The sequence below is a fragment of the Photorhabdus sp. P32 genome, assembly GCF_038085095.1.
Lineage (GTDB): Bacteria > Pseudomonadota > Gammaproteobacteria > Enterobacterales > Enterobacteriaceae > Photorhabdus > Photorhabdus luminescens.
The window spans coordinates 1-18,571 of sequence record NZ_JAZGJN010000233.1 but is presented as its reverse complement, the minus strand read 5'-3'; the positions used below and the strand labels follow the sequence as shown (position 1 = coordinate 18,571).

17 protein-coding genes are annotated in these 18,571 nt (G+C 44.8%); 16 read left to right on the top strand and 1 reads right to left on the bottom strand.

The genetic code is table 11. From position 1 onward, the window contains the following. Positions 1 to 843 precede the first annotated feature (843 nt). Complete coding sequence (gene queG / locus V2H77_RS06890) at positions 844 to 2,001, bottom strand: tRNA epoxyqueuosine(34) reductase QueG (RefSeq protein ID WP_341498243.1); 1,158 nt, start codon at positions 1,999 to 2,001, stop codon at positions 844 to 846. A 171-nt stretch (positions 2,002 to 2,172) separates the two neighbouring features. Between queG and tsaE the strand changes: the two genes are divergently transcribed. The 16 genes from tsaE to rplI all read left to right on the top strand — a co-directional run bounded on the left by tsaE (position 2,173) and on the right by rplI (position 18,067). Continuing rightward, positions 2,173 to 2,637: a tRNA (adenosine(37)-N6)-threonylcarbamoyltransferase complex ATPase subunit type 1 TsaE gene (gene tsaE, locus V2H77_RS06885; protein WP_341498230.1), complete on the top strand. Its 465-nt coding sequence runs from the start codon at positions 2,173 to 2,175 to the stop codon at positions 2,635 to 2,637. A 14-nt stretch (positions 2,638 to 2,651) separates the two neighbouring features. Beyond that, positions 2,652 to 3,935 (top strand): N-acetylmuramoyl-L-alanine amidase AmiB, encoded by a 1,284-nt coding sequence (gene amiB / locus V2H77_RS06880; RefSeq protein ID WP_341498229.1) that lies wholly within the window; start codon positions 2,652 to 2,654, stop codon positions 3,933 to 3,935. Between the two features lie 9 nt (positions 3,936 to 3,944). Then, entirely contained in the window at positions 3,945 to 5,846 is a 1,902-nt protein-coding gene (gene mutL, locus V2H77_RS06875; RefSeq protein ID WP_341498228.1) for a DNA mismatch repair endonuclease MutL, read from the top strand. Continuing rightward, positions 5,839 to 6,780 carry a tRNA (adenosine(37)-N6)-dimethylallyltransferase MiaA gene (gene miaA / locus V2H77_RS06870; protein ID WP_341498227.1) on the top strand — a complete coding sequence of 314 codons (942 nt, stop codon included), beginning with the start codon at positions 5,839 to 5,841 and terminating at the stop codon, positions 6,778 to 6,780. Before mutL ends, miaA begins: the two co-directional genes overlap by 8 nt. Before the next feature lie 110 nt (positions 6,781 to 6,890). Continuing rightward, complete coding sequence (gene hfq, locus V2H77_RS06865; protein ID WP_341498226.1) at positions 6,891 to 7,199, top strand: RNA chaperone Hfq; 309 nt, start codon at positions 6,891 to 6,893, stop codon at positions 7,197 to 7,199. A gap of 96 nt (positions 7,200 to 7,295) precedes the next feature. Further along, positions 7,296 to 8,576, top strand: coding sequence for a ribosome rescue GTPase HflX (hflX, locus tag V2H77_RS06860; RefSeq protein WP_341498225.1), 1,281 nt, complete (start codon positions 7,296 to 7,298; stop codon positions 8,574 to 8,576). Positions 8,577 to 8,681: 105 nt separating this feature from the next. After that, positions 8,682 to 9,902 (top strand): FtsH protease activity modulator HflK, encoded by a 1,221-nt coding sequence (hflK, locus tag V2H77_RS06855; protein WP_265378180.1) that lies wholly within the window; start codon positions 8,682 to 8,684, stop codon positions 9,900 to 9,902. A gap of 5 nt (positions 9,903 to 9,907) precedes the next feature. After that, positions 9,908 to 10,918: a protease modulator HflC gene (gene hflC / locus V2H77_RS06850; protein ID WP_341498224.1), complete on the top strand. Its 1,011-nt coding sequence runs from the start codon at positions 9,908 to 9,910 to the stop codon at positions 10,916 to 10,918. A gap of 269 nt (positions 10,919 to 11,187) precedes the next feature. Next, a complete protein-coding gene (locus tag V2H77_RS06845) occupies positions 11,188 to 12,486 on the top strand; it encodes an adenylosuccinate synthase (protein WP_341498223.1) in 1,299 nt (432 codons plus the stop codon). 190 nt (positions 12,487 to 12,676) lie between these two features. After that, positions 12,677 to 13,102: a nitric oxide-sensing transcriptional repressor NsrR gene (gene nsrR, locus V2H77_RS06840; protein ID WP_049585060.1), complete on the top strand. Its 426-nt coding sequence runs from the start codon at positions 12,677 to 12,679 to the stop codon at positions 13,100 to 13,102. A gap of 44 nt (positions 13,103 to 13,146) precedes the next feature. Beyond that, positions 13,147 to 15,588, top strand: coding sequence for a ribonuclease R (rnr, locus tag V2H77_RS06835; RefSeq protein ID WP_341498242.1), 2,442 nt, complete (start codon positions 13,147 to 13,149; stop codon positions 15,586 to 15,588). 122 nt (positions 15,589 to 15,710) lie between these two features. Further along, on the top strand, positions 15,711 to 16,445 hold the full coding sequence (gene rlmB / locus V2H77_RS06830) for a 23S rRNA (guanosine(2251)-2'-O)-methyltransferase RlmB (protein WP_132346151.1): 735 nt from the start codon (positions 15,711 to 15,713) through the stop codon (positions 16,443 to 16,445). 180 nt (positions 16,446 to 16,625) lie between these two features. Continuing rightward, positions 16,626 to 17,021 carry a 30S ribosomal protein S6 gene (gene rpsF / locus V2H77_RS06825; RefSeq protein WP_049585062.1) on the top strand — a complete coding sequence of 132 codons (396 nt, stop codon included), beginning with the start codon at positions 16,626 to 16,628 and terminating at the stop codon, positions 17,019 to 17,021. A gap of 5 nt (positions 17,022 to 17,026) precedes the next feature. Continuing rightward, a complete protein-coding gene (priB, locus tag V2H77_RS06820) occupies positions 17,027 to 17,344 on the top strand; it encodes a primosomal replication protein N (protein WP_011148645.1) in 318 nt (105 codons plus the stop codon). A 4-nt stretch (positions 17,345 to 17,348) separates the two neighbouring features. Beyond that, positions 17,349 to 17,576: a 30S ribosomal protein S18 gene (gene rpsR / locus V2H77_RS06815; protein WP_000135199.1), complete on the top strand. Its 228-nt coding sequence runs from the start codon at positions 17,349 to 17,351 to the stop codon at positions 17,574 to 17,576. A 38-nt stretch (positions 17,577 to 17,614) separates the two neighbouring features. Further along, positions 17,615 to 18,067 carry a 50S ribosomal protein L9 gene (gene rplI, locus V2H77_RS06810; protein WP_265378174.1) on the top strand — a complete coding sequence of 151 codons (453 nt, stop codon included), beginning with the start codon at positions 17,615 to 17,617 and terminating at the stop codon, positions 18,065 to 18,067. Positions 18,068 to 18,571 lie beyond the last annotated feature (504 nt).

The window sequence follows — 18,571 nt, the reverse complement described above, 5'->3', positions numbered from 1 at the left end:
ATTGCTAGTTAGTTATCTTACTGTTATCTACATACAATAGCGGTGCGACATTCAATATGATTGGCGCACATGAAAATTGCTTGCTTATTGATTCCTCATAGTTGTTCAGATCCTCCTTGATCAAGTAAAAAGAATCTCACTGGAATAACAGTGGATCAAGCGAAGGCTTTGGCTGAATGTCTGAATCTGTGCGTTGGCTTTACCGATATTGTGTGATGTTTATGCTTAAAGGGGTATTGTTTGGTTGTAGATTTTTTGTCTTTCTTGATATTGGTAGTCGGTATTCTGATTGTATTTAGTTCATCGTGTGGTATTTATAGGGGGTATTATTCTTTAATTGCAAAATATTTTTTCAACTTCTGCTTGCCAAACATTTTGAGGTAGTACATAATGCACTCCTTTCGTCAATGAGGCATGGGAAAAATATCTATTGAATCAATGAATTAGCTGATATTCAAAGGATTTATCTCCCGCTCCAAGTTTCTTCCTCAATAGTTGTGCTCGCTTACTTTAGATTTGATTTTTGGATTACATCCTCATAGTACAGATTTCTATTTTTTATCCACAGCGCGGAAGCTGGTTTCTCAACAAATAAATACGATGCTTTAAAATTATCACACAGACTTATCCACAGGCTGCCACTTCTAAATTTTTCTGATTCTGAATGTTATAAAATAAGTATTTATTTTGTAACTTGTTGATAGTTTTTCGGAATGATCCTTTATTAAGAAATGTCACATTGATCACTTGCGCTTTTTTTGAGCATTGATCAACAAGGGGTTTTTATTTTATTCACAGGAAAATTATCTGAATCTTTGTATACGTTATCGAGATGGCTAATAATTAAGCATCTCTGGGCAAGCCTTTGGTTATCGCTCTAATAAGTCGTTTCTGTTGTGATGTTTGTACATTAATAGTGTTCGTTTTGCGGCGAATGATTTGCTGTTCAATAGCCCAATGAATATGTTCATCTAGCATAGTGTTTAATCCGAGTTTCTGTTGCAGAGCCAGAACGATATTGTACTGATAGGGGGCGTTTCCTAAAGCAACAGTAATATTGCGTAGCCAGCGTAAATAGCCGATACGGCGAATTGCAGAACCTTCCGTTATTCGTAGGAATTTCTCTTCATTCCAATTGAATAAATCCAATAGCTTTGGTGTATGTAATGTTGCACGAGGGCTGAAATCATCTTCATCTGTCAATTGGGAAAAGCGATTCCAAGGACAAATAGTCTGGCAGTCATCACAACCGTAAATACGATTTCCCATCAGTGGACGAAATTCCTCAGGAATAATGCCTTCTAATTCGATTGTGAGGTAGGAAATACAACGGCGGGCATCAATAGTATAAGGGGCGATAATTGCACCGGTTGGGCAGGTTGTCATGCAGGCGACACAGCGTCCACATTGTTCTTCTTGTGGAAGATCTATCGGCAGGGGAAGATTAATCAGCAACTCACCGAGGAAAAACCATGAACCAGCTTCTCTGTTAAGGATAAGTGAGTGTTTACCAACCCAGCCTAATCCGGCTTTGGCGGCGAGAGGGCGTTCCATTATGGGTGCTGAATCAACAAAAGGTCGAAAATTAAGGACTCCCCGATATTCGAAGTCGTGGCAATAGTTTTGGATTTGTTCCCCGAGTTTCTTAAGACGTTGGCGCAGCAGCTTATGATAATCTCTTCCCAGAGCATAACGGCTGATATAACCGAGTTCCGCGTCGTTTAGCGTGCTGGCAAAAGAAGCCTTGGCAGGAAGATAATTCATTCTTACACTAATGACTCTCAATGTCCCTGGTAAAAGTTCATCTGGGCGAGCACGCATCATGCCGTGGCGTTTCATCCATGCCATCTCCCCGTGATACTGTTTATCCAGCCATTCCTGAAGTTTTGGTTCTTCTACTGATAAATCAGTATCACAAATACCGATTTGTTGGAAACCAAGAGAGAGACCCCATTGTTTGATGTTGGCGGCCAGAAGATTAAGATCGAGAGGCGTTGTCATGGTAGCAATCGGTTTATACTGCAAGGCGTTGCAGTGTAGCATAATTTGTTTCAGGCCAAAAATAGTGGGTTTGATAATGAAACTGAGCAGAAAATGTTAAATGTTGATAATAGAGGTGTGTTAGGGTTATCGTTTTAGCTGATGAATTAATAAAACAACAGATATTATTCGATGAAAGAACTTGTTTTATCACTTAAAGATGAAGATGCGACAGTTGCTCTTGGAAGCGCGGTTGCTGCTGCCTGTAATGGTGGTAGTGTAATTTATTTATATGGTGATTTGGGGGCCGGTAAAACGACGTTTAGCCGTGGTTTTTTGCAGTCCTTAGGTCATAAAGGGCATGTAAAAAGCCCAACTTATACTCTGGTTGAGCCTTATGCTTTAACACCGAGGTCGGTTTACCATTTCGATCTTTATCGATTGGCAGATCCGGAAGAGTTGGAATTTATGGGAATACGTGATTATTTCCATCAAGATGCCATTTGTCTGGTGGAGTGGCCTCAGCAAGGAGAAGGTGTGTTACCGGGCGCAGATATTGAATTACATTTGAGTTACCAGCCAGAAGGGCGACAGGCACATTTTATTGCTTTGTCTAAATATGGTGAGAGCCTGTTAGATAATTTGAAATATTTATAAGGGATCACCTGACCATGACGCGTCTTTTAGTCGCAAAAATGATAAAGAAATGGCAAGCCAGTTTTATGGTAGTGTGCTGGCTGTGTATTATGATAAGCAGTTTAGTGGTAACAACTGTAACAGCGGCGACTTTATCCAATATTCACGTCAGTAACAGCATAAATGAATCTAAAGTGACGATGGTTTTTTCAGGTGGTCGGCCTAACTACAGTTTTTTCCCATTGCATTCGCCAGAGCGTTTAGTGGTAGATATTCAGCAGCCAGAAAAGATTATTGGCTTACCCATGAATCTACCGGGGCAAGATTTAGTGGGGAAAATCCGCTCCAGCCAAGCGCCTGATCGACAAAAAAAACGCATTGTATTTGAACTAAATAATAAAGTTAAAGTCAATTCTATAGTACAGCAGTCGGGTAGTGAATATCGGGTGATTTTTACCCTACGGGCTTCTGGGGTATCGACTGGTAAGTCTGTTTTTAGGGAAAGCTCACAAGCAGCTACAAGTAAGCAATCACTTACTAACAACAAATTGCAGACGACAAAACAAGTTGCTTTGCAAGCAACTTCTAAGGGCGGTCAGCGAGTAGTGGTCGCTATTGATGCAGGACATGGTGGTCAAGACCCCGGTGCGATTGGGCAACGTGGATTGAAAGAAAAGAATGTGACTATCAGTGTGGCACGTAAACTTGAAGCATTGTTACGTAATGATCCTATGTTCAAACCCGTTCTGACCCGTAACGGAGACTATTTTATTTCTGTTGCTGGTCGTTCTGAGGTTGCGCGTAAACATAACGCGAATATGTTGGTTTCTATTCATGCAGATGCTGCTCCTAATCGTAGTGCGCGTGGAGCTTCTGTCTGGGTGTTGTCAAACAAGCGTGCAAACAGTGAATTAGGTAATTGGCTTGAACAACATGAGAAACAATCTGAGTTACTGGGTGGTGCAGGGGATGCATTGGCAAATGGCGCCGATCCCTATCTAAGCCAAGCGGTGCTGGATCTGCAATTCGGCCACTCTCAACGGGTGGGTTATAACGTTGCAGTACAGGTTTTAAGTGAGTTGCGTAAAGTCGGCTTATTACATAAACGTTCGCCAGAACATGCCAGCTTAGGTGTGTTGCGTTCACCGGATATCCCTTCAATTTTAGTGGAAACGGGGTTTATCAGTAACTCGGCAGAAGAAGCGTTACTTGGTTCCAATGATTTTCAGGATAAGCTGGCAAGTGCTATCCATCGGGGATTGCGCAACTATTTTCTAGCGAATCCATTACAGGCTGCACCTAAAACAGCCAAGAAGTAAAGGTTAAATATGGCGATCAAGATCCTACCTCCTCAATTAGCAAACCAAATTGCGGCTGGCGAAGTCGTAGAACGCCCTGCATCAGTAGTAAAAGAGTTGGTGGAAAATAGCCTTGATGCTGGCGCTAGCCGTATTGATATTGAAATTGAGCGCGGTGGAGTAAAACTTATTCGTGTTCGTGATAATGGTTGTGGCATCAACCATCAAGATCTTGCGCTAGCGTTGGCGCGTCATGCCACCAGTAAGATTGCCACACTTGATGATTTGGAAGCTATTATCAGTATGGGATTCCGTGGGGAGGCGCTGGCGAGTATCAGCTCAGTTTCGCGTCTGACATTGACTTCCCGTACTGAAGAACAGCATGAAGCTTGGCAAGCCTACGCGGAAGGGCGGGATATGGCGGTGACGGTGAAGCCGGCGGCACATCCGGTAGGCAGTACTGTCGAAGTGTTGGATCTGTTTTATAACACACCCGCGCGACGTAAATTTTTGCGAACAGAAAAAACGGAATTTGGTCATATTGATGAAGTTGTCAGACGTATTGCACTGGCGCGTCTGGATGTATTGATCAACTTACATCATAACGGTAAGTTAATGCGTCAATACCGGCCAGCGAAAGATGAATCACAGTATGAGCGGCGGTTGGTTTCTATTTGTGGTACCGCTTTTATGCAACGGGCGCTTTCTCTTTCCTGGCAGCACGATGATTTATCGATTAAAGGATGGGTTGTTGACCCGATGAATGCTGAAGCGAGTGGAGATATTCAATATTGTTATGTAAACGGACGTATGATGCGTGATCGCTTAATTAACCATGCTATACGTCAGGCTTATCAAGATTTGCTCCGAGGAGAACAACAGCCTGCTTATGTTTTATATTTGGAAGTTGATCCGCATCAGGTAGATGTGAATGTGCATCCCGCAAAGCATGAAGTTCGCTTCCATCAAGCCCGTTTGGTACATGATTTTATCTATCAGGGTGTAACCGCCGTATTAAAACAGCGCGGAAGAGGCGCTGAATTGGATATGGCTTGCTGTGAACCTGCTCCTGCATGGGAGCTGGAAAACCGTCCGTCAGCAGGGGAAAACCATTTTTCCCGGCAAAGTAATGCCACATCCGCGGCAACATCGTCACCAAAAGAGGTTTTGCCAAGTAAAGGGAGCGCAGGCAGCTCTCGCGGTGGTGAAAATCGTCAATATCATGCAGACCATTATCAGAAACGTCAGGGTGAGGTGTATCAGAAATTGATGCAGTCTGTACCCGAACCTGAAGAAAAAAGAGAATTATTTCCGGCAAGAATCGCTCCGGTTATGGCAGAAAAGGTGACTTCTGCTCCTGTTCAGGTTAAAAATAGCAGCCATAGTTTTGGTAAGGTATTGAGCATCTATTCATCGTGCTATGCTCTGATTGAATCTCCATTGGGAATTGGGTTGTTATCTTTGCCGGTAGCTGAATGCTGGTTAAGGCGAGCACAGTTAACACCAACAGATCAAGGGCTGAAATCACAGCCGCTGTTGATACCGCTGAAACTAGCTCTTAGTAAAGAAGAAGCTGACGCTTTAAATCGTTATAATGACTTATTGGGCTCTTTTGGTATTGAAGCCTCTGTATCTCATGGAAAAGCGACACTACGTGCGGTATCGTTACCATTACGTCAACAAAATCTGCCTAAATTAATTCCTGAGTTGCTAGGTTATTTAGCACAACAGGAATCAGCATCGACAGAACAGGTTGTAACTTGGCTTGCTCGTCATATTGGTAGTGAATATGAAACGTGGAATGTTGCGCAGGCGGTACAGTTATTAGCTGATGTTGAGCGTCTTTGCCCACAACTGGTAAAATCTCCACCAGATGGGCTATTACAATTAATTGATTTACAAGCAGTGGTGGCATCTCTTACTCATGAGTGATCAGAAAACTCAACATCTGCCAACGGCAATTTTTGTTATGGGGCCGACGGCTTCAGGCAAAACAGCTTTATCTATTGCTTTACGTCAGCATCTTCCGGTGGAACTGGTCAGTGTTGATTCTGCGCTGATTTATCGTGGAATGGATATTGGCACTGCCAAACCAACAACCGAAGAGCAAGCGTTGGCGCCTCATCGTTTAATCGATATTCTGGACCCTTCTCAACCTTATTCTGCTGCTGATTTCCGTCGCGATGCATTGAAGGAAATGGCAGAAGTTACTGCTGCTGGCCGTATTCCTCTGTTGGTTGGAGGAACGATGCTCTATTTCAAGGCGTTACTTGAAGGTTTATCGCCTTTGCCTTCGGCTGATCCCGTTATTCGGGCTCAAATAGAACAACAAGCGGCAGAGCAGGGATGGGACGCATTGCATCAGCAATTACAGCAGATTGATCCTGTGGCGGCGTTAAGAATTCATCCTAATGATCCACAGAGGCTTTCTCGGGCACTGGAAGTTTTTCTTATTTCGGGTAAGACTCTCACTGAACTGACTAAATTGTCAGGAGAATCTCTGCCTTATCATGTTCATCAATTTGCTATTGCACCGGTGAAACGCGAGATCCTTCATCAACGTATTGAAGAGCGTTTTCATCAAATGCTTGAATCAGGGTTTGAAGAGGAAGTTAAAGCACTTTATGCTCGTCATGATTTGCATGTGGATTTACCTTCTATTCGTTGTGTTGGTTATCGTCAGATGTGGTCTTATCTTTCCGGCGAAATTGACTACGATGAGATGATTTATCGCGGTATTTGCGCGACGCGTCAGTTGGCAAAGCGCCAAATAACTTGGCTCAGAGGTTGGAAGTCGGTTCATTGGTTGGATAGTTCTCAACCAGAGCAAGCTTTAGGCACAGTTATGCAGGTTGTTAGTGCATAGGTTTATTGATTGTGTACAATTGGTGAGTACCAAAGCGCAATTTTTGAGTAGTTCATTTTTTCGAACCTTTAGGTTCTTAGTTAAAAACAACAAAATAAGGAAAATATAGAATGGCTAAGGGGCAATCTTTGCAAGATCCGTTCCTGAACGCATTGCGGCGTGAAAAGGTCTCGGTTTCTATTTATTTGGTCAACGGCATCAAATTGCAGGGTCAGATTGAATCTTTTGACCAGTTTGTCATTTTACTGAAGAATACAGTTAGCCAGATGGTTTATAAACATGCCATCTCTACTGTTGTACCTTCCCGCGCAATATCTCATCATAGTAGCAATACGAATGTAGGGGCAAGCGTAGGTAATTATCATTCTGGTGGCGTTTCTGCTCTGGCAGCACAACAGGAAAGTAATGGCGCTGAATAAGCTTGAGAGCAGTAATGGAATGAAGAAAAACATAGGTAGGGGGTTTTACCTATGTTTTTTCCTGTAGCGTTTTACTCAGCTTGAGAGGTCGCACCTTTGTTTGAACGTTATGAAGGCGGCGAACAAGCCGTTGTGGTGCATGTTTTTTTCTCGCAGGATAAAGACACAGATAATCTCAGTGAGTTTGAATCACTGGTAACTTCTGCTGGTGTAGTTCCTGTGCAAATTGTCACGGGGAGTAGGAAAGCCCCTCATCCGAAATATTTTGTCGGAGAAGGTAAGGCGGAAGAGATTGCTGAGGCGGTGCAGGCTAGCGGTGCTGATGTTGTGTTGTTTAATCATGCGCTCAGCCCTGCACAGGAACGCAATCTTGAGCGGCTCTGTCAGTGTCGAGTTATCGACCGCACCGGCGTGATTCTGGATATTTTTGCCCAACGGGCGCGGACTCACGAAGGGAAGTTACAGGTAGAGTTGGCGCAGTTACGTCATCTTTCTACCCGTCTTGTCCGGGGATGGACTCACCTTGAACGTCAGAAAGGTGGGATTGGTCTGAGAGGGCCGGGGGAAACGCAGCTTGAGACGGACCGGCGTTTATTACGGGATAAAATCCGTCAGATCCTGAGTCGTCTGAGCCGGGTTGAGAGACAGCGTGAACAGGGGCGTCAAGCGCGAAATAAAGCGGATATACCGACGGTTTCATTGGTGGGATATACCAACGCCGGTAAGTCGAGCTTGTTTAATCGCATGACGGCTGCTGAGGTTTATGCGGCTGATCAATTGTTCGCTACTCTGGACCCAACGTTGCGACGGATTGAAGTTAATGATGTTGGTACGGTAGTACTGGCTGATACGGTTGGCTTTATTCGTCATCTGCCTCATGATCTGGTGGCGGCATTTAAAGCGACATTGCAAGAAACCCGGCAGGCAACATTGTTGCTGCATATTGTTGATGCTGCGGATAGTCGTATCGACGAAAATATTGCTGCTGTTGACAGCGTACTGGAAGAAATTGAAGCGCATCAAATTCCGGTGCTGTTGGTGATGAATAAGATTGATATGCTGGGCCGCTTCACGCCGCGTATTGATCGCAACGAAGATAACTTACCGGTTAGAGTTTGGTTGTCTGCGCAAACTGGTGAAGGTATCCCGTTATTGTTACAAGCGTTAACGGAGCGTCTTTCGGGTGAAATTGCACATTACAAATTGCGTTTGCCGCCGGAAGCTGGTCGTTTACGCAGCCGCTTCTATCAATTGCAAGCAATAGAGAAAGAGTGGATAGAAGAGGACGGTAAGGTTGGTATCGAAGTGAGAATGCCGATTGTTGACTGGCGCCGTCTATGCAAACAAGAACAGGATTTGTTTGATTATGTTGTCTGATGTGCCTGTCAGGTGAATATCAGAAAACTTATGTGATTGAGAGTCGGCTTGTTGATAAGAGGCTCTTGGCCTGAAAAACCAATCATAAAAGAATGGAGCTAAAACATGGCGTGGAATCAGCCCGGGAACAACGGACAAGACCGCGACCCGTGGGGGAGCAGCAATAATAGCGGCAATTCCGGCGGGAATAAAAGTGGTCGAAACCGTGGGGCATCTGATCTCGACGATCTGTTCCGTAAGCTGAGCAGTAAACTCGGGGGTTTTGGTGGGAACAAGGGCGGTAATGGTTCTGACCAAGGGGCAAAATTTGGCGGGCGTATTGTTAGCCTTGTCGCTGTTGCTGTCGTCGTGATCTGGGCCGCTAGCGGTTTTTATACGATTAAAGAAACAGAACGAGGTGTTGTTACCCGTTTGGGTAAATTTAACCATATTGTGCAGCCAGGTCTGAACTGGAAACCCACATTCATTGATGAAGTTGTTCCAGTTAACGTGGAATCTGTTCGTGAATTGGCAACTGCCGGCGTGATGCTGACATCAGATGAAAGCGTTGTTCGCGTGGAGATGAACGTGCAGTATCGTGTGACTGATCCTGCCGCTTATCTTTACAGCGTGACAAGTCCTGATAATAGCTTGCGTCAGGCAACGGATAGCGCGGTACGTGGTGTTGTTGGTAAATATACGATGGATAAAATTTTGACGGCAAACCGTATGATTGTCCGTGATGACACTCAGCGTGAGTTGGAAAAGACGATTCTTCCGTATCGAATGGGAATAACCTTGTTGGATGTTAACTTCCAGGCTGCTCGTCCGCCAGAAGAAGTTAAGGCTGCCTTTGACGATGTTATTGCTGCCCGTGAAAATGAGCAGCAATCTATTCGTGAAGCGGAGGCTTATTCGAACGAAGTCTTGCCGCGTGCGAAAGGTGATGCGCAACGTATCATTGAAGAGGCGAAAGCGTATAAGGCTCGTGTAGTATTGGAAGCGCAGGGGGAAGTGGCAAGCTTTGCCAAAATGCTGCCTAGGTATAAAGAAGCGCCTGAGATTACCCGTGAACGTTTGTACATTGAAACGATGGAAAAAGTGTTGAGTCGTACCCGCAAAGTTATTGTTAATGATAACAACAATAATTTGTTGGTATTGCCATTAGAGCAGATGTTACGCGGCGATGCTTCCGGTGTTAAAAAAGAGGGAACAGTGCAATCAGATAATACGGTAGCTTCTGATCTGCGGGTTACTCGTCCAACTCTGCCTTCAAATTCAGGTCGAGGCGCGAATTATAACCGAACAGATAATCTGCGTAATGACATTATCAGGGTAGGGAGATAATAATCATGCGTAAATCATTAGTCGTTATTATTATCGCAGTATTAGTTGCTCTCTATGCCTCTCTATTTATTGTGCAGGAAGGACAGCGTGGCATTGTACTGCGTTTTGGCAAGGTTCTGCGTGATGCGGGAAATAAACCGATTGTTTATGAGCCGGGGCTACATTTCAAAATACCTTTTGTTGAAACGGTGAAAACCCTGGACGCTCGTATTCAGACGATGGATATTCAGGCCGACCGTTTCTTGACCAGTGAAAATAAGGACCTGATAGTTGATTCTTACCTGAAATGGCGGATTAACGATTTCAGCCGTTATTATCTGGCAACCGGTAATGGTGATATTTCTCAAGCAGAAGTATTGTTAAAACGTAAATTCAGCGACCGCCTGCGTTCTGAAATTGGCCGTAAGGATGTGCGTGGTATCGTAACGGATTCCCGTGGTCAATTGACCACAGATGTTCGTGATGCGCTTAATAAAGGTACAACGGATAAAGAAACAGTGAGTACAACTGAAGCGGATGATGCTATTGCGTCGGCGGCGGCTCGTGTAGAGCAAGAAACGGCGGATAAACAACTTGCTATCAATCCGAACAGTATGGCGGCATTGGGTATTGAAGTTGTCGATGTGCGTATCAAACAAATCAATTTACCATTAGAAGTTTCAGAGGCGATTTACCAGCGTATGCGCGCTGAACGTGAAGCGGTAGCTCGTCGTCATCGTTCGCAAGGTCTGGAAGAAGCAGAGAAACTGCGTGCAGCAGCAGATAAGCAGGTTATTGAAATCCGTGCAAAAGCGGAGCGTGAAGCGCTTACTTTGCGTGGCTCTGGTGATGCGGAAGCCGCTAAACTGTTTGCTGATGCATTCAGCCAAGCGCCGGATTTCTATGCCTTTATCCGTAGCTTACGCGCTTACGAGAAAAGCTTTAGTGAAGACGGGAAAGATGTTTTGGTATTAAGTCCAGAAGCTGATTTCTTCCGCTATATGAAAGCGCCTGAAAAGCGTGCGGTTCAGCACTAATAGGTGCTGAATCTATCCCTATGGATTTCAAGATGCTTCGCGGCGGCAGGGAGCGAATCCCCGGGACATAGATAACTATGTGACCGGGGTGAGTGAGCGCAGCCAACAAAGAAGCAACTTGAAAGACGACGGGTATATAAGTCAGGCCCGCATTCGGCGGGCCTTATCATGTCTGGTGGTCAACAAAGATAACGGATGTGATAAAAATTACTGAAAGGTGTGGGATGAGATGTTAGAATCCATTTTTAAGCAACCGAGTGAATTTTGAAATGGGTAAGAACGTTGTCGTATTGGGCACCCAATGGGGTGACGAGGGCAAGGGCAAGATCGTCGACTTGCTGACTGAACGAGCTAAGTATGTTGTTCGTTATCAAGGGGGCCATAATGCTGGTCATACACTGGTTATCAACGGTGAAAAAACCGTTCTCCACTTAATCCCATCAGGGATCCTGCGTGAAAATGTTATCAGTATCATTGCAAACGGCGTCGTATTAGCGCCTGATGCGCTGATGAAAGAGATGAACGCGTTAGAGTCCCGTGGTATTCCTGTTCGCGAGCGTCTGCTCATTTCAGAAGCCTGTCCACTTATTCTGCCATACCATGTTGCATTGGATAATGCCCGTGAAAAAGCGCGTGGCGCAAAAGCAATTGGTACAACCGGTCGCGGTATTGGTCCTGCATATGAAGACAAAGTTGCTCGTCGTGGTTTGCGGGTTGGTGATTTGTTTGATAAGGAAGCATTCGCAGTTAAGCTGAAAGAAATTATCGAATATCACAATTTCCAACTGGTTAACTACTACAAAGAACCGGCGGTTGATTACCAGAAAACCCTGGATGAAATCATGGCTGTCGCCGATATTCTGACGGATATGGTCGTCGACGTTTCTGATTTGTTGTATAAAGCGACTCAGAAAGGTGAATTGGTTATGTTCGAAGGCGCACAGGGCACGTTGTTGGATATTGACCACGGCACCTACCCATATGTGACCTCTTCCAATACTACAGCGGGCGGCGTTGCGACTGGTTCCGGTTTAGGCCCATGTTATGTTGATTATGTTTTGGGGATCATCAAAGCATACTCTACTCGTGTCGGCGCGGGTCCATTCCCAACTGAACTGTTTGATGAAACCGGCAGTTACTTGCGCGAAAAAGGCCAAGAGTTTGGCGCGACTACGGGGCGTAGCCGCCGTACTGGTTGGCTGGATATCATTGCCATCCGTCGTGCAGTACAGATCAACTCACTATCAGGTTTCTGTATGACCAAATTGGACGTACTGGATGGCTTGAAAGAAGTGAAAATCTGCGTTGGTTACCGTATGCCTGATGGCTGCGTGATTGAAACTACGCCTATGGCTGCGGATGACTGGGAAGGTATTGAACCTGTTTATGAGACCATGCCTGGCTGGAATGAAAGCACTTTCGGTGTGAAAGAGCATAGCAAATTGCCTCAAGCAGCATTGAACTATATTAAACGTGTAGAAGAGCTGACTGGTGTTCCAGTTGATATTATTTCTACAGGCCCGGATCGTTCAGAAACTATGATTCTGCGTGATCCGTTTGATGCCTGATGATACCTACGATCAGGTAAAGCCGGGCTTTTCAGCCCGGTTTTTTGCTATTTGTTGTGGTCTTTTTTGCTTAATGATTAGGAGATCAACATGATTTTTGCCGATTCATGGTATATAAGTTGAACAAGTGCTTATTTTTTCAGTTTGTTCTCGGATATATTAATTTATATCTTATTGTCCAGAGGTTGATGTGCAGTTAACGAGTTTTACAGATTATGGCTTGCGCGCGCTAATTTATATGGCTTCTTTACCGCAAAGCCGGATGACCAGTATTTCTGAAGTCACTGATATTTATGGTGTTTCTCGTAACCACATGGTAAAAATCATTAACCAATTGAGCCACTTAGGATTAGTGGATGCTGTTCGTGGTAAAAACGGCGGTATCCGTTTAGGTAAGCCAGCGAAGGATATCAGAATTGGCGATGTTGTTCGCGCTCTTGAACCATTATCGTTGGTTGACTGTAGTCAGGAATCTTGCCATATCACGTCTGCGTGTCGTCTGAAGGTAGTCTTAAATCAGGCAATAGAAAGGTTTTTAGAAGAGCTGGATAAGCATACTTTAGCTGATATGATTGAAGATAATGTCCCCCTTTATAAGCTGCTTCTGACCGAATGAAGAAATGGCGCAAACAGCCTGCTGATGACAACGGAGGAACAGCCATGTCACAAGATCCTTTTTTAGGGCGTGAAGCAGAAAAATACGAATCACCTATTCCAAGCCGTGAGTACATTTTAGACATTATTGCTAAACATACTGTACCGGTAAGTCGCCAAGAACTGGCACGAGAATTGAACCTGATTAACGATGAGGAGATTGAAGCATTACGTCGTCGTTTACGGGCAATGGAGCGTGATGGTCAACTGGTTTTCACTCGTCGCCAATGTTATGCCTTGCCGGAAAGATTGGATTTATTGCAAGGTACAGTTATTGGGCATAGAGATGGTTATGGTTTTCTGCGAGTAGAAGGCCGCAAAGATGATTTTTATCTCTCTGCTGAGCAACTAAAAATGGCTATTCATGGTGATGTCGTGCTGGCGCAACCATTGTCTATGAATCGCAAAGGGCGTAATGAAGCGCGTATCGTGCGTGTATTGGTCCCTAAGGCCAGCCAGATTGTTGGCCGCTATTTTCTTGATTCTGGTATGGGATTTGTCGTGCCGGATGATAGCCGTTTAAGTTTTGATATCCTGATCCCGAAAGATGAAAGCGGTGGCGCTCGCATGGGAAATGTGGTGGTAGTCGAGTTGATTACACGCCCGGAGCGTCGCACAAAAGCTGTCGGTAAAATTGTTGAAGTGTTGGGTGAAAAGATGGGAACGAACATGGCAGTGGAAATTGCCCTGCGTACTCATGAAATTCCCCACAGTTGGCCGCCACAAGTGGAAAACCAGGTTGTTTCTTTGGATGAGCAGGTACCAGAATCGGCGAAAAAAGGCCGTGTTGATCTGCGTACGCTGCCGTTGGTGACAATCGATGGTGAAGATGCCCGTGATTTTGATGATGCCGTTTATTGTGAAAGGAAGCGAAGCGGTGGTTGGCGTTTATGGGTTGCCATTGCGGATGTCAGTTACTATGTGCGTCCACAAACGGCGTTAGATGCCGAAGCACGTAATCGGAGTAACTCGGTTTACTTCCCATCTCAGGTTGTCCCAATGTTGCCGGAGGTGCTTTCTAATGGCCTCTGTTCTCTGAATCCGCAGGTTGATCGCCTTTGTATGGTGTGCGAGATGACGATTTCGGCGCAAGGGCGATTATCATCCTATAAATTTTACGAAGCCGTCATGAATTCTCACGCCCGTCTGACATATACCAAAGTATGGCGTATATTGCAGGGTGATGAGGAGCTGCGTGAGCACTACAAGCCACTGGTTCAGCATATTGAGCATTTACATGAGTTGTATCAGGCATTGGAAAATGCCCGTGAGCAGCGTGGCGCAATCTCGTTTGAGTCAGAAGAAGCGAAGTTTATCTTTAATGCTGAACGTCGTATCGAGCGAATTGAACCGATTGTTCGTAATGATGCCCATAAGCTGATTGAAGAGTGTATGATTCTGGCGAATATTGCTGCGGCGCGCTTCGTGGAAAAAAACGATGAGCCGGTGCTTTATCGTATTCATGATCGGCCAAAAGAAGAGAGCATTGTTAACCTGCGCTCGGTTTTCGGCGAATTAGGATTGACGCTGCCAGGCGGCATGCAACCAACGCCAAAAGATTATGCGCAACTGATGCATCAAGTGGCTGAACGCCCGGATCATGAGCTATTGCAAACCTTATTGCTACGTTCAATGAAGCAGGCAATTTATGATCCGGAAAACCGAGGGCACTTCGGTCTGTCATTAAATTCTTATGCGCATTTTACCTCACCTATTCGCCGTTATCCTGATCTAGTATTGCATCGAGCGATTAAATATCTGCTGGCGAAACAGCAAGGTATTGTTGAACAGTGTGAAACACCGACCGGCGGATGGCACAGTGATATGGAACAGATGTTGCAACTGGGCCAACACTGCTCCATGACAGAGCGCCGTGCAGATGAAGCGACGAGAGACGTTGCCGATTGGCTTAAGTGTGATTTTATGCAGGATCAGGTGGGCAATACTTTTACTGGGATTATCACGAGCGTGACAGGTTTTGGTTTCTTTGTTCGCTTGAATGATCTGTTTATTGACGGCCTGGTGCATGTTTCCACATTGAGTAATGATTATTATCATTTCGATAATGTCGGTCAGCGTTTAGTGGGTGAATACTCGGGTAAAACTTTCCGCTTAGGGGATGAAGTTGAAATTCGTGTGGAAGCGGTTCATATGGATGAACGTAATATTGACTTTAAGCTGCTTTCTACCACCCGAAAAGCCCGGAATGTAGGCAAAACAGAGCGTGATAGAGCGAAAAAAGTAGAACCTGGCCGCGGAAATAGTAAGAAAAAAGGGCGTGGTTATCGCAACGAGACGCACTCTGAGCTTGATGGCGCTGCCCGTAAAAAGAGAGCAGCGGATAAACCTAAAGCGGAGAAGAAAAAGGGTAAAACGCTTTCTGCCAAGACTCAGAAAATTGCCGCTAAATTCAAAGCCAAACGGGCTAAGAAAAGCGCAGACAAATAATCAAAGGGCTATCCTATTAGCAGGATAGCCTGAATATTTTAATCTCACCCTGAATAGATGGAGCTTATCGAATAGGCTCACAGTATTTGCCAGTGCTGTATAACAGTGAAAATAAGAAGATTATGAGTGAAATTATCTACGGCATTCATGCCGTTAAAGCTTTATTGGAGCGCGATCCTCAGCGTTTTATTGAAGTTTATGTCCTGAAAGGACGTGAAGATCGCCGCCTGACGCCATTGATTCATGCGCTGGAAAGTATCGGAATGACTATCCAACTGGCAAATCGTCAGTGGCTGGATAATCAAACGGAAGGTGCGGTGCATCAGGGAATTATTGCTAAAGTGAAGCCTGGGCGTCAGTACCAAGAAAACGACTTGCCAGATTTATTGGCACAAACAGAAACTCCTTTCTTGCTGGTGCTTGATGGTGTGACAGACCCTCATAATCTGGGGGCTTGCTTGCGTAGCGCCGATGCAGCAGGTGTACATGCTGTTATTGTTCCCCGTGATCGTTCTGCTCAACTTAATGCTACGGCGAAGAAAGTGGCATGTGGTGCAGCGGAGAGTGTACCGCTTGTTCGAGTTACCAACCTTGCCCGTACTTTGCGTTTGTTGCAGGAGTACAATATTTGGGTGGTAGGTACAGCAGGGGAAGCTGACCATACGCTGTATCAGAGCAAACTAACCGGTCCTATGGCATTGGTGATGGGGGCGGAAGGGGAAGGTATGCGTCGCCTGACTCGCGAACACTGTGATGAGTTGATTAGCATTCCAATGGCGGGTTCCGTCTCATCGTTGAATGTGTCTGTCGCCACGGGAGTTTGCCTGTTTGAAGCGGTGCGTCAGCGCGGCTCGTGATAACCCCTTATCCCACATATGAAACAAAAATGCTTTTGCGTTGTTCATTCCTTGAGTTTTTTATGTAGGGTAGGTATAGTTACGCGTCAATTTTTCAGCCGCACTTAAACAAGTTCCTTGCCTCCACGGGCCGCGGTTGACCCTGACAGGAGGCTGAATAATCCGTAAGGAGCAATTCTAATGCGTCATTACGAAATCGTTTTTATGGTCCATCCTGACCAAAGCGAACAGGTTCCGGGCATGATCGAGCGTTACAGTGCGACTATCGCTAGCGCGCAAGGTCAGATTCACCGTCTGGAAGACTGGGGCCGCCGTCAACTGGCTTACCCAATCAACAAACTGCACAAAGCTCACTATGTTCTGATGAACGTTGAAGCGCCGCAGGAAGTGATTGATGAGCTGGAAACTAACTTCCGCTTCAACGATGCCGTTATCCGCAGCATGATTATGCGCGTTAAGCACGCGGTAACTGAAGCATCTCCAATGGTTAAAGCCAAAGATGAACGTCGCAACCGTGACTACTCTCTGGAAGACGCCAATATGGATGCTGAAGAAGCTGGGGATTCTGAAGAGTAATAACTGTGACAACCAATCGTTTGGTGCTTTCTGGCACAGTGTGCAAAGTTCCCATTCGAAAAGTCAGTCCTGCCGGCATTCCTCATTGCCAGTTTGTGCTTGAGCACCGTTCACAGCAACAGGAAGCCGGTCTGAGCAGGCAAGCATGGTGCAGAATGCCCGTTATTGCCAGCGGACAATTGTTACAAGTTTTAACTCACAGTATAACGGTCGGCAGTCGATTAACCGTTTCAGGATTCATTAGTTGCCATCAAGGTCGCAATGGTCTTAACAAACTGGTTCTTCATGCCGAGCAGATTGAATTGATAGATTCTGGAGACTAGCCAAATGGCACGTTATTTCCGTCGTCGCAAGTTCTGCCGTTTCACCGCGGAAGGCGTTCAAGAGATTGATTATAAAGACATCGCTACGCTGAAAAACTACATCACCGAGAGCGGTAAAATTGTACCAAGCCGTATCACCGGCACCCGTGCAAAATACCAGCGTCAGCTCGCTCGTGCTATCAAGCGCGCGCGCTACCTGTCTTTGTTGCCTTACACTGATCGTCATCAGTAATCGGCACAGTCCATTAACGACTCTGAGAGGATAAGGTAATGCAAATTATTCTGCTTGATAAAGTAGCAAACCTGGGTAGCCTGGGTGATCAAGTTAACGTTAAACCGGGTTATGCCCGTAACTACTTAGTACCACAGGGCAAAGCTGTTCCTGCAACTAAGAAAAACATTGAATTCTTCGAAGCTCGCCGTGCTGAATTGGAAGCTAAACTGGCTGACGTTCTGGCAACAGCAGAAGCTCGCGCTGAGAAAATTAATGCACTGGTTTCCGTTACCATCGCTTCTAAAGCGGGTGACGAAGGTAAACTGTTCGGTTCTGTCGGTACTCGTGATATCGCCGATGCAGTTACTGCCGCGGGCGTTGAAGTTTCTAAGAGCGAAGTGCGTCTGCCTAATGGCGTTCTGCGTACTACTGGTGAACACGAAGTTAACTTCCAGGTACACAGCGATGTATTCGCTAAATTGAACGTTAACATTGTTGCTGAAGCTTAATCTCTGATTAACTGATGCTAACAAGTAAAAAACGCTGGCAATGCCGGCGTTTTTTATTGCCTCAACTTACCATTCTCTTGGTGGTTTATAAAATTTTTGCCGGTAATTCCCAAGAAATGAGCATTAATCTGATTTATTTTACATTTACTACCTTTATTTTGTCGTTTATAGAATCATAATTTCTTTTGTCTATTCTTCTGTAATATTGCCTCTTGAGCGGTTTTTCTTATTGTTGATTTTTCATTTTTTATAGTGAAAATATTATTCATTATCAAATTATTACCTGTAAAGAATCAAATTCGTATTTTTTATTATTAGATAATATCGGCATTGTTAATTCTGTTTTGATGTGGGAATTTTTTATCGGATATTTTTATACATCTGCATATAAATCTGATTAATTACATGCATGATTATTTCATAATAATTAAAAATATATTACTATATAATCGCCGCTATTTGTCTTCATAATGATAATTTATTTCATATGATTTTATATAAGAA

What these genes read in the sequence shown, in the direction of transcription:
- queG (WP_341498243.1), bottom strand. Translation starts at nt 2,001, where the DNA reads ATGACAACGCCTCTCGATCTTAATCTTCTGGCCGCCAACATCAAACAA.
- tsaE (WP_341498230.1), top strand. Translation starts at nt 2,173, where the DNA reads ATGAAAGAACTTGTTTTATCACTTAAAGATGAAGATGCGACAGTTGCT.
- amiB (WP_341498229.1), top strand. Translation starts at nt 2,652, where the DNA reads ATGACGCGTCTTTTAGTCGCAAAAATGATAAAGAAATGGCAAGCCAGT.
- mutL (WP_341498228.1), top strand. Translation starts at nt 3,945, where the DNA reads ATGGCGATCAAGATCCTACCTCCTCAATTAGCAAACCAAATTGCGGCT.
- miaA (WP_341498227.1), top strand. Translation starts at nt 5,839, where the DNA reads ATGAGTGATCAGAAAACTCAACATCTGCCAACGGCAATTTTTGTTATG.
- hfq (WP_341498226.1), top strand. Translation starts at nt 6,891, where the DNA reads ATGGCTAAGGGGCAATCTTTGCAAGATCCGTTCCTGAACGCATTGCGG.
- hflK (WP_265378180.1), top strand. Translation starts at nt 8,682, where the DNA reads ATGGCGTGGAATCAGCCCGGGAACAACGGACAAGACCGCGACCCGTGG.
- hflC (WP_341498224.1), top strand. Translation starts at nt 9,908, where the DNA reads ATGCGTAAATCATTAGTCGTTATTATTATCGCAGTATTAGTTGCTCTC.
- V2H77_RS06845 (WP_341498223.1), top strand. Translation starts at nt 11,188, where the DNA reads ATGGGTAAGAACGTTGTCGTATTGGGCACCCAATGGGGTGACGAGGGC.
- rnr (WP_341498242.1), top strand. Translation starts at nt 13,147, where the DNA reads ATGTCACAAGATCCTTTTTTAGGGCGTGAAGCAGAAAAATACGAATCA.
- rlmB (WP_132346151.1), top strand. Translation starts at nt 15,711, where the DNA reads ATGAGTGAAATTATCTACGGCATTCATGCCGTTAAAGCTTTATTGGAG.
- rpsF (WP_049585062.1), top strand. Translation starts at nt 16,626, where the DNA reads ATGCGTCATTACGAAATCGTTTTTATGGTCCATCCTGACCAAAGCGAA.
- rpsR (WP_000135199.1), top strand. Translation starts at nt 17,349, where the DNA reads ATGGCACGTTATTTCCGTCGTCGCAAGTTCTGCCGTTTCACCGCGGAA.
- rplI (WP_265378174.1), top strand. Translation starts at nt 17,615, where the DNA reads ATGCAAATTATTCTGCTTGATAAAGTAGCAAACCTGGGTAGCCTGGGT.